This is a genomic window from Mycobacterium gordonae (genome assembly GCF_001417955.2).
In the GTDB taxonomy this organism is placed as follows: domain Bacteria; phylum Actinomycetota; class Actinomycetes; order Mycobacteriales; family Mycobacteriaceae; genus Mycobacterium; species Mycobacterium gordonae_B.
The window spans coordinates 1-11,074 of the sequence record NZ_LKTM01000044.1 but is presented as its reverse complement, the minus strand read 5'-3'; the positions used below and the strand labels follow the sequence as shown (position 1 = coordinate 11,074).

The 11,074-nt window shown below is 61.3% G+C and carries 3 protein-coding genes; all 3 read right to left on the bottom strand.

Annotation, left to right across the window (positions count from 1 at the left end):
- Positions 1 to 31 precede the first annotated feature (31 nt).
- The 3 genes from AO501_RS06825 to AO501_RS06815 all read right to left on the bottom strand — a co-directional run bounded on the left by AO501_RS06825 (position 32) and on the right by AO501_RS06815 (position 10,541).
- A complete protein-coding gene (locus AO501_RS06825; protein ID WP_231752368.1) occupies positions 32 to 2,071 on the bottom strand; it encodes a DNA methyltransferase in 2,040 nt (679 codons plus the stop codon).
- 3 nt (positions 2,072 to 2,074) lie between these two features.
- Positions 2,075 to 5,224, bottom strand: coding sequence for a helicase-related protein (locus AO501_RS06820; protein WP_231752367.1), 3,150 nt, complete (start codon positions 5,222 to 5,224; stop codon positions 2,075 to 2,077).
- 334 nt (positions 5,225 to 5,558) lie between these two features.
- A complete protein-coding gene (locus AO501_RS06815) occupies positions 5,559 to 10,541 on the bottom strand; it encodes a DEAD/DEAH box helicase (protein WP_055577006.1) in 4,983 nt (1,660 codons plus the stop codon).
- Positions 10,542 to 11,074 lie beyond the last annotated feature (533 nt).

The following is an 11,074-nucleotide window of genomic DNA, read 5'->3' as shown; positions in this document are numbered from 1 at the left end:
GGGGAGTCTCTCCATCCCCGCCCTCGGGTCACTAATTGTCAGGGGGCGGGTGCCTCAACCCAGGTTGGCAGAGAGGGTAGACGGAGCGCCGTGCTCCGATCAGCGAGTTGCCGCGGCGCAGGTGTAGACCGAACCAAGGGGCCTGCAACCCGGCGACCATGGTGTCGAGCCAGAGCGAGATCTCGGCCAGTTCTACCGCTGTTGCGTTGAGGTCGACCCCGTACACCTCGTGAAGGGCGATGTACGCCTTCACCTTCTGCAGTTCCTCCTGATACCTGTCGGCGTCGATCACCTCAGCATGGTCTTCCTGCTGGCGCTTGAGGTACTCGGCGGCAAGTTGGCGCACTGCCTCAATGGCAAACGCCCCGGACCCCAGCGCCGGCTCGCAGATTGTGAGTTTCAAGATCTGTTCAGGGGTAGTGCGCTCCCCGTTCTGGTCGAGCAATTCCTCGAGCGCCTGGGAGACGACGAATTTCGTCAACACCTCGGGCGTGTAATAGGACGCCGATTGCTGACGCTCGCGACCTGCAAGTCGGAAGACGAAGGTGCCCTTCGCGTGAACGACCGGGATCCGCTCGCCTGTCGCTTCATTCAGTGTCGTCACGAAGTCTGACTCCGACAGGTGGTCGGCGCGTGTTACGGGGACCACCCACGATCCCTTCTCTGGGTCACCGTTCTTGGCGACCTCGTAGAGATCCTCTTCGGCGAAGAAGCCCGTGTAAGACATGAGCCCCTCGTATACCGCGCCGAGTTGGTTGATGCCGAGCTCGGCATAGGAGATGAAACCACGGTCGGATCCCTTGCGGCCCTTCGATTCCTTAGATAGCAGCAAGTGTTCCAGCACTCGTTGGGTGGCCTCATTGCTGAGCCCTACCTCATCGATGAGCGCAGTAGCCTGCAGGCTGAAGAGGTCGGCGCGCAGGGCGTTGAATTCCAGACCTGGCGCCGGATCATCGGCCCGGCGGCCTGCCTCCGGCGTAAGCGGTGTGTGGCCCGTATCGACGAGTCGGAACAGTGTCGCCAACGATTGGTACAGATGGGTTCCCGCCTTGGCCGTCGGCGAGACCAGTTCGGTCAAGGTGAGTTCGCGCAGCCGGTCCAGGCCGTAACCTTCGCCGTACTCGGGTGCCCCCGATGGCAGCACGCGCAACTCCGGCAACGCTTCGGCGTAAAGCAGGAACAGGATTCGGTACAGGAAGCGCAGCGCGTGCTTGGCCAATTGCTGGGCGTTGATCTGATCCAGCGGCAGATTCTTCGCGGCCCGGCGCCGCACCACATCATTGGCAACGATCTCGATAGACAGCCGGATGCCTTCGCGTAGATCCTTCGACACTCCCACCGTGTGCTTGACCGAGTCCTCGAGGACACCGGTCCACCAGATGTTGCCATCGGCGTCGGGCACGAGGGCTTGGCGGCCGAGAATAGCTGCAGCGCGGTCGAGTTCGCCACCACGCTTCTCCTCACGACGCTCCGTGACCACCAGCAGATCGACCGCCAGGTACCGCCCTTCGGCCCAGCGTTGCGCCTCAGCCAGCAGTACCCACTGGCCGGCCTGCACCACAACGAAGGCGGGTGGCTCGTCGGCGCGGAACGCCGCGGACACCGCCTTTGAAACCGAGGCGATGGGCTTATTGTCCTCCTCACCTGGGTGGAGCAGCAGGCCGGTTTCAGGATCGAGGAGGTCGTCGATCGTCTCGACGGGCGCCGCCTGCAGGAACAGCGTGCTGGTTACCCCCGTGAGTTGCGCTGACGGAAGGCGCAGTTCGGTGCCCGCGCGTTGGCCGGTGTAGTCAACGAGTGGCTCTGGAAATCCGAGCGCGGTACGGATCAGGCTGTGCGCCGCTGCAGCCCCGTCAGGGTTTTCGGCCAGCGTCGAGAGCACCATCTGCAGCTCACCGGCCACAGCGAGCAGCCGACGTCGCACGGTATCCCTGCCCGCGGCAGCCTCGGCGTCCCACTGCTTGCGCAGCTCGATTACCTTGCCCTGAAACGACTCTCGTGGCGAGTCGGTGGTGAAGTAGTGCTCGCTGATCCAATCTTCGCCGACGACGATGGAATCGTAGGACGGCATGGTTCAGATGTCCTTTCCGGCGACGGGGGTATCCGCGGCCACGACAACGAGCAGCGGGCGTACAAGCTGTTGAGTTGGTGCTAACAGCTCGGCGAGACGTTGCTCCTCGTCGATGCGTTGACCGAGGCGTCCGATGCGGGAGAGCTGCGCGCCGCGCAGGTCCAGCGTGCCGGCGTCGGCATGCCAGCGTTCCGCTCGCTGCCGCCAGTGGACGAGCCGTTGCGTGGTGGCAGCCTCTTGGGCGTCGAGCACCCAACGCATCTCGCGCCGGGCATGCGCGACTGCGATCGGGATGAAGGCCTGGTAGCGATCAGGATCAGCGATCGGGCCTGGGTTCGACGAGCCGGGTCGCAGCGCCGTCTGCTCGGTGAGGAAGTCGAGGTCCTCGAGTGTTTCAACCAAACAGAAGTCGGGATTGGCTGGGTTCGGGAAAACGGCTGTCGAGAACACCCGCGAAATCAATTGTCCGCGTTTGTTCGTCAATGTCCCCATCAATAGCACCGTCGGCGCGTCGACCTCGCCGCGGATTACGAACACCTGATTGCGGCCTAGCGCCGTCAACGCACGATCGCTCGCCCAGTCCAGCACCGGGTGCAGCGGACCGAGATAGTGCGCCTCCGGCCACGTGGTGCCGTTGACGCCCTTACCTTCTCGCGCCGCACGAAGCTGGGCGTTACCGACTGCAGTGTTGGTGGCGAGTTTCAGCTTCTCTAACACCCGGCCGTGCTGCAGGTAGTTCTGCGGCAGCTGCGCCAGGCGCTGACGCAAATCGCGCGGTGGGGCAAGCTCGGCGATGCCGTGCGGCACGCTGACCGTCCAGCCAATCCCACCCTGTTCGAGTGAGGCGTGTGGAGTGTCGTGGAAGGCCGCGTGCAGAGCCTCGTCAAGAAAGGTCAAGTCGTTGGGATAGAGGCTCTGGCGCGGCGTCGCGGGCAGCGGCGCAGTTCCGTCGTCGCCGGTGTCGAACTGCGCGAAGAAGGCATCGAGGTCCTCGCCGCCAGCGACCTCCTCGGCTGTGTGCACAACCGCGTCGAGGTCAAGGCCTTTGGCGAGTACGTCGCGAATCGCATTCTCCTCTCCGGTGACGCTGTGCTCGCCCATCAGCGAGGCCACGTCGCCTAGCGTCGAATGCGCTTCGTTTTCGCGCTCCAAGAGCTTTGAGAGCACGCGCAGGTCACCGGAGAACTCGGTATCAGACGGTTCGAGAATCAGCGACGAAATAACCGGCGGGTCCTTCTGCCCGTAACGGTCGATGCGTCCATTTCGCTGCTCGATGCGGATCAGACTCCATGGGATGTCGTAGTGGATGAGGTGATGACACTGCGCATGCAGGTTGACGCCCTCGGAAGCGACATCGCCTGTCACCAGCACTCGGATCGGCGAGGTTTCCAACTTGAAGTCGTCAACGATCTCCTGCTGCTCGACGTCCGACAGCCCGCCGTGCAACATCGCTACGTTGTCGGCGGTCAGGCCGACGGCTTTCGGCAAGTGATCTCGCAGCCAAGTCAGCGTCGCGACACGCTCCGCGAAAACCACGGCCCGGGTCGCCGATCCCTTTCCGACGCCGATGTCCTTGAGCCGCTTGACCAGAGCTGCGAACTTGCCCGCCTGCTCGTCCAGCGCGGCGGAGTTCAGCTCGTTCAACGTGTTCAAGGCCGTTAGCTCGACGCGCTGCTTTGCATCGGAGTTATCGAGCTTGGAGCGTCGCTGCTTGATCGACTCTGCGAGCGCGGCTGGTGACGACAGGAATGCCTTCGCCAGTGTCCAAGGGAACAGCGCCTTGGTTTCACCGGAGTACGGCGAGGGTTTACCTTCGGGGTGCAGCCAGACCCGCGACAACTCCGCGGCGACCGCATCCTCCGCTGGTGACGGTTTCACGAGCAGATGCACAGGTTCGGCGCGCTCAGCCCAGTCGCTGCCGACCTCGGCCGCAACATCGGGACTGTGCCTATGGCGACGAATAAGCAGCGACTCGACATCTTGTTTGGTGAAGGTGCCGTCGGCGTGTACGACCGTCGGGTCTAGTAGTCGCAGCAATTCGGCGAAGGACTCCTGCTTGCCGTTGTGTGGGGTAGCCGAGGCCAGGATCAGCGCCTCGGCGTTCGGGGCAAGGATGCGCGCCAATTCATTGTTCAGGGTGCCCGCGTTTGTGAGGTTGTGCGACTCGTCGATGACGACGGCGTCCCACTGCTGGCGTTCCAGATGCGCCTTATATCTCGGACTTTTCAGCGTGTCGATCGAGATGATGGCGCGCTTGAAGTAGGTGAATGGGTTGCGGGTGGCAGGCAGCTTTTGGCGTACTTTCTGAATGCCCATCGAGTCGAGCCGGACGAATGGCAGCGCGAAGCGGCACCAAAGCTCGTGCTGCATCTGCTCCAGCACGTGCTTCGGTGTCACGACGAGGATGCGTTCCCCGCGGCCGCGGCGTACCAACTCCGACAAGATCATGCCGATTTCCAGCGTCTTGCCAAGGCCTACTGCGTCGGCAATCAAGATTCGTGGACGGATGTGCTGTGGATCCAGCGCCTTGGTGACGGCGGCCTGCTGGTAGGCCAGCGCGTCGGCGAGCATGTGAGTCGATACCGTGAGCGTCTGATCACCGTATGGCACTGGTGTTTTGCGCATCAATGCTTCGAGCCAGAGACGGGAGTCGCGGTAGCCCGAGGAGCCGTCGGGGACCACCTTGGCCTTGCTCGGGTCCTGTACCTCGATTTTGTCGAGGCTGGAGTAGAACGCGGCGGTCGTTTCCGCGACTAGCTCGGATAGCCCACGCACTCGGACTAGCCATCCGTCGGCGCCCTGCTCGGCCGACGTGACCAGCCATTCCTCGTCGCGTACGACGACGATGGAGCCAGGGGCGACATTAAGTTCTACGGGGTTCTCTTCGACGGCAGTCGACACGTCATCTCCGGGAAGTTGGGTTGGCGGATCGGGCTTGGGTGGCTGAGGGGGCCTTGGGGGTCGCGGTGGAGGCTCGCCTGTGATGTGCGCTTCGTGCTCGTTGCGTTCTGCTTCAGCAAACTCGATGAACGCCTGCAGCACGACCGATCGCAGCGTCTTGGCGTTTCTAAGCTCCCGCAGATATTCCATCTGCGCTCGGCGGTTCGTAATCCGACCGTCTTCGCGTCGCAGTTCGCGCAATGTCTCGACCACTCGGTCTCTCGATGGCTTGTCGTGGTAAAGCCATTTTTCGCGCAGGAGATCCCATGCCTCCGCGACGAAGTTGTCTCTTGGCCGCGCGCCATATGCGCTCTGGAGGACCTCGCATGCATCGAGCCCTCGGGCATCAACGAAAACCCCATCGCAGAGCTCTTTGACAAGAGGTGCGGGCAGGTTCGACCAGCGGAATCTGTACCTAGGCACTGCGCGCCCAACCGGTGATCGTCGAAAACACCCCCAAAGCGTTGCTGAACAAAAACATTAGCCGCGTCAGCCGCCTCCGATGCGGATACCGCAATAAATGATTGCCGGCGCGTCCGTCCGTCGCTCACGATCGACCGCCAGCAGCCACCAAGTGAGCCGACACTTCCTCCAGCGAGAGCACCTTCCATCCCTCGGCTTCAAGCTGCGCGCAGTCGGCCGACTCCAATCCGAACGCGCAGGCAATAAACCGATCAGGCCAAGCAATGGAGATCGGTATGCCACCTGCGCTTTCATAGCCGAGTTCCGGTCGCACCACGCCCGCTTTGGCGAGTGCCACGACTACCTCACGTTCGGAACCCACAGCTGACAGGTACGCCTGGCCCCAGTCTGCGGGTAATGAATCAGGAACCTCCGACTCCGTCATCTGAGCGTCCACCAGACCTTCGTTGTCGACCAGGCGGCGAAGTACCTGTTCCGCGGCTCCACGCGCGAGGTAGTCGTGATCCCGCTGGTTTTGGTAACTACGCAAACATCCGTAGCAAGAGGTTTCCGGGCCGCACTCGCACTCGCTCGCCCTTTTCAACGCAGCACGCAAAACACCTTCGAGGTTCTGCTCGACTTGCAGCACGTGTCCGGCGCCGCCCGGCACGGCGTCGAACAGCGTGATCGACCAGCGGTCCGCGCCGGCGGGCGTCAGCGAACCTCCGATGTCCTCGCGAGCTATCTCCAGGGTCTCCGATGCGGCCTCAACGATGGCGTACATCGCAGACAGCCACGCCGAGTGCGTTGGGCGGATCCCGACAATATCGACATCGATTGAGAGGAGGTCCGTTTCGTACGAATGTGCCAGATCGAGTAATCGCTGCGGCCCGGAGCAGGGCTGATTCTTGAGCAGGTGATTGTGCTTCGGTGGCTTCTGGGGGCTTTTGATCCTCTGCGAACCGTGCCCGCACCAGTCGCAAATCCAGAAGCCCATCTTGTTAGGCCCGTCGGCCACGGCGATGAGTTGTCCACGCGGCCCCGCGGTGACGACAACTGAACCGCCCCGCAGTTGTTTGTTGTAAGAACGCACCTCTGGCGGCTGCGAAAGGACATGTACGTCTCCGCTCCATGTCCGCCTGGGTGGGCGCGGCCCGGGCTTGCTTGGATCGGGCCCGGCGACAAAGCCGAACTCGGGAATCGTGAGTCGCCGCGGTGCGCTCTGGGCAACCTCACCGCAGTACTGACATTTCTCTTCTGCGGACTCAATGCCGCAGCGAAAGCCCCCACAGCGCTTACACACGTGATAGGAGTACTCGAGTAGATCGCGGCCCGGAAGTCGATATATTCCGCGTGAGACCCAAAGATTGCCTCCTGCAACAAGTTCTGCGTCGGGCGCGTATTCATAGATCGCCTGGGATAGGTCTCGGCTGAGGTCGAGCAGCCCACCTTTTGATTTGCCAGTGCCGAAGTTGGTGCGTAGTTCGACGGAGTCGACGGGAAATCCATATTTGGGCAGGATGTTTCGATTCGCGAGGAAACCAAGCAAGTCCCGCTCGCGTAATGTCTTCCCAACACGCTGGTAGCGCTGAGCCAACGAATGCTTGCCTTCGGTCGACGCTTTCTGCTCCAACTCGCGCATTGTGTTGACCTGGTCATCTAACTCTTTACGCACACGTTCCAGCAGCTCAACAAGCAGGTTTGCCCAATCGCCGCTTTCAAGATCCAGCTCCGCGGCGACGTCGGGTGGAAGGATACGCGCAAGCGCTTCGGTGATCTCTGACGGCACCGGAGTCAGGAAGCCGCTGAAGAGGCTCACCGATGGTTCATTGCCATCCTGGTGCAGGAAGAACTCCCCCGCCCGCCGGTCAATGCGGCCTGTCGTTTCGAACAGCCATCGGAAAAACGCGGCCATAGCGACCGATTGCGCGTGCCGGCGGTCGATCCGCACATTCGTCAATGGCACATACGGCGCGCGCACCTGTCCGGCGATCATTACCTCGGGCTCGTTGAACCGGGTGAGATCGTGAGAGCGTCGCATTGCATACGTCACGACGAGAGCAGCCGCGCCAGAACGCCGCCCTGCTCGTCCGGCGCGCTGTAGGTAGTTGGCTGTGCTCGGTGGCATGTTCCGCAGCATGACCGCCTGTAATTCACCCACGTCGACTCCAAGTTCGAACGTGGTTGAGCATGATAAGGCGTTGATCTCGCCGCGAACGAACTGGTGCTGTATAGCCGCCGCCTCGGTGCTAACCCATTGCGCCGTATGTTCTTTGGTCGCCATAGGAACCGCATTCATCGATCGGTACAGAGTTCGATAGTGATCGCGATCCTGTTCGGTTGGCGGCACGAACTGTTCGAGTGAACCTTCGCATCCCAACGCTGGACACACTCCTCGTATGGAGAAAGACGTCACACGTCGACAGATTCTGCACTGATAGACCGGTGCTTCGGGATTCACCCAAGTCAGCCTCAGGCTCTCGTGATCGATTTGATAGACCTGACCTAAGCCGGACTCCGTGGAGCTTTTAAGCCAATCCACCGGAGTCTCCGGCCGCGTCAAGAACTCCCAAATGCCTCTCAGCATCGCCTCCGCATCGATCTCACGACCAAGCGCGCCAAGCACCCGGCGGGTGTAATCGACTCGACGGTTGGTCCCCCGGCCTGGCAACCACGACAGAACTTTTCGGATAGCCTGCGGCCCTGACAAGCGTGCTCGGATGGGCCCTAATCGGGGCGCAAAGATCTCATCATTTGGCGGCACATCCTCCGGCATCGTCACCGCACCCTGCTGACGGAGAGTGCGCATCAGCTCCTGGAGGAAGGCCCATGCTTCGTCTTCTGAAAGCCCCAGCTGCAGAAGCGGACCTGGTGCCCGCCACCGAGGGTCGCGGTAAAGCGCGATGCTAATCAGTCCTAAGCCCTCCAGAGACTGGCGATCATCGGTCGCCAGGACCTCAGCCATCACCCATGGAGCAACAATCCTTGCGGACTGTTGCGCGGTCATCCGGGCCGGGAAGTGTTTGACGGCAGCCGCTTTCGACCGGGTCTTGAACACGATGTCATCGATCGCCGCCGCTTCTTCGTCCGCGTGCGCCGCCAGCATGCCCTGAGATATAAGCCGACGGCGTTGCAACTTCGTGTAAGAGTCTTCGAGATAGGGAGCGAAGTAAGCAGCCGATTGCCGACTATCACTAAATGCCAGCAGTTTTCGTCCCTCACCCGGTGCCAGCGCGACATGTGGATCGGCCGCAACGGGGAGGTTTTGGTAGAGGGCAGTCGTTATGACGGCACCGCTGGCGTCAGATCCGGTCTCGAACATGCGAACAGTCGCCGCCCCTCGCGCCCCGCAGACCAGGCACCCAGCGATCTCCTCACCTCGTTGCTTAAGCTTGCGAACCGAGCGCAAATCTGAGGCGCGGCACGCACCGCATGACTGCTCACCGGGATGCGCGAGAGCACCACAATTCGAGCACAGCTTCGCCTGGTCACCCGAGACGTCGCCGCCGTCGTCGACGACAGCGAGTTCGTCTTCGTCGTCGAGACCGTCGTGGTCACCCAGAACCAGCCAGATACCTTTGCTGCCGGCTTTGCGCGGCCGCAGGCGAATAACGCCACCTTCTGGCGTTGGCGTGCCGTAGACGTGCACAGCACCGCAACGCTTGCAGGAGCCGATCTCGAATACCGGGGCTTCGCAGTCTGGACACACTTCGTGCCGCGCCAAATGAACATGCGGGCCCCGCGGGGCCAAGCATGTAAAGGCGCCCTCCGTCGCTCGCAAGAACAGGTGATAGCGAGCCGACATTGGCGTGGTTCCGTCAGGTTCCCGCAATGAACTCGCGAGATCCACCATGGCGCCTAGGCCAGCTGCCGCGTCAGCAGATTCGTCAAAGGTTGCGGATGCAACAGCAGTGAATGTTTGCGGCCCCTTAGCCAACATCGAGCGCATCACTGTAAGTGACTTCTCGTGTGAAAGAGCTGTAGCTGCAGTCACTTCTGCGCCGCCCACGCCTGACCACCCCGCTTTGGAAGCGGCCTCAAGCACCGCGGAGTCAGGGTCAGCCGCATTTGCGAGCGCTTGATAGTCAGCGGCGGCTAGCGGCCCCCAGTAAGGGCCTGGTGGAGTTTCGACGCGCAACGCCATGACGACGTCCTGCCTCGTCGGGTCGTCTTCGATCCAGTCGAAGGGTTGGCCGAACAAATTGGATGCGAATCTTGTTACGGCCGAGGGATCGCTATCGCCACCGACCGTCGCGGAAGTTGCGATGCACTGGATAGCGTGACGAGGCGCAACCCGGTCGCGAACCCGCCTCAATAGCATCGCGATTTCGGCGCCCTGGGTTCCGTCGTAAACGTGTGCTTCGTCGACCACGATGAAACGCCATTTCGATTCCTCTCCCGTCGCGAACAGTTCCATGTCGAGAGGTCGCAGCAATAGGTACTCGAGCATCGCGTAGTTGGTCAACAGGAGGTGCGGTGGACGCTCCCGCATCTCTTGCCGACTCAAGATTTCATTAGGCAGCATCGCCTCGCCGATGTTCAACTCTACGAACGCTTCTCGGGCTTTGATCGGATCCGATTCAGTCTCCCCGGTGTAGCGCCCGAAAGTTATGTCCGGGTAACCCGCCAGCAGCTGTCGAAGCCTCTTCATCTGATCGTTAGCCAAGGCGTTCATGGGGTATAAGAGCAACGCTCGCACGCCGGGGCCGAGGTCTCCGTGATCGCGCTCACGTATGAGACTGTCAAGGATTGGTATCAAGAACGATTCCGTCTTACCGGAGCCGGTTCCGCTGGCCACGACGATGTTCCGCCCTGCCGCAGCCTTTCTGATCGATTGCTCCTGATGCACATAAAGCGGGCGACCCATGGGCAGCGCTTCGCTCTCCAGATCAGCAAATCTTTGGGAGAGAACGCCTTCCGCCATTAGCTCTCGCAATGACTTACCGGGCGCGTATGGCGGTGTCGCTTCGAGATACGGACCTCTGTCCAGCATGTCGGTGCTGTCAATCGCTTTTCGCAGTGCAGCATCGATTTTGGGATCGCGAACTGACAACAAAGACGAGAGATAGCGGCGGTACGTCGCCTTGATTTCCTTCGACGTTGATACAGCGTCGATGCTTGTTCTCATTCCGATTCCGTTTCTTCTTTATCGGCCCTTCGGCCCACAACGAGCTCAGCAATGATCAGGTCTATGGTCACAAGTTGAGGGACTACCGTGGCGAGGTCTGCCCAATGCCGTTGCTCGCGAATCATCCACCTCGTGGCTTGCTCATGACCCCGTGAGGCATGCCGCGCACCTAATGCCAACGCCATCGAGATCGCTGGAACAACGTGCCATCCGCCTGTACGGTTGTGGTGGCGGCGCGCGTCAAAAGCAGCCTGCGTCGCGGGGTCTCCAATCACGCGAATTAGTCTCTCCCCTTCTCGAAGCAAATAGTGAGCATGGCTCATTAACCACTCAAGGTGTGGGTGTCGGCGATGTGCAACCAGTTCCATTGCAGCGAGGACGCGTGATTCCGCAGAGAGCAATCCTCGAGGTATCAGACCCGCTTCCTTGATGTATTGCTCTCGAAGAGCGGGCTCCCGGAACCTGTCAACCTGAATGAGGCACCGTTGCGCGGTATTTACTGAGCGTCCTCCTCTGGATGGTCGGGTGGGTTG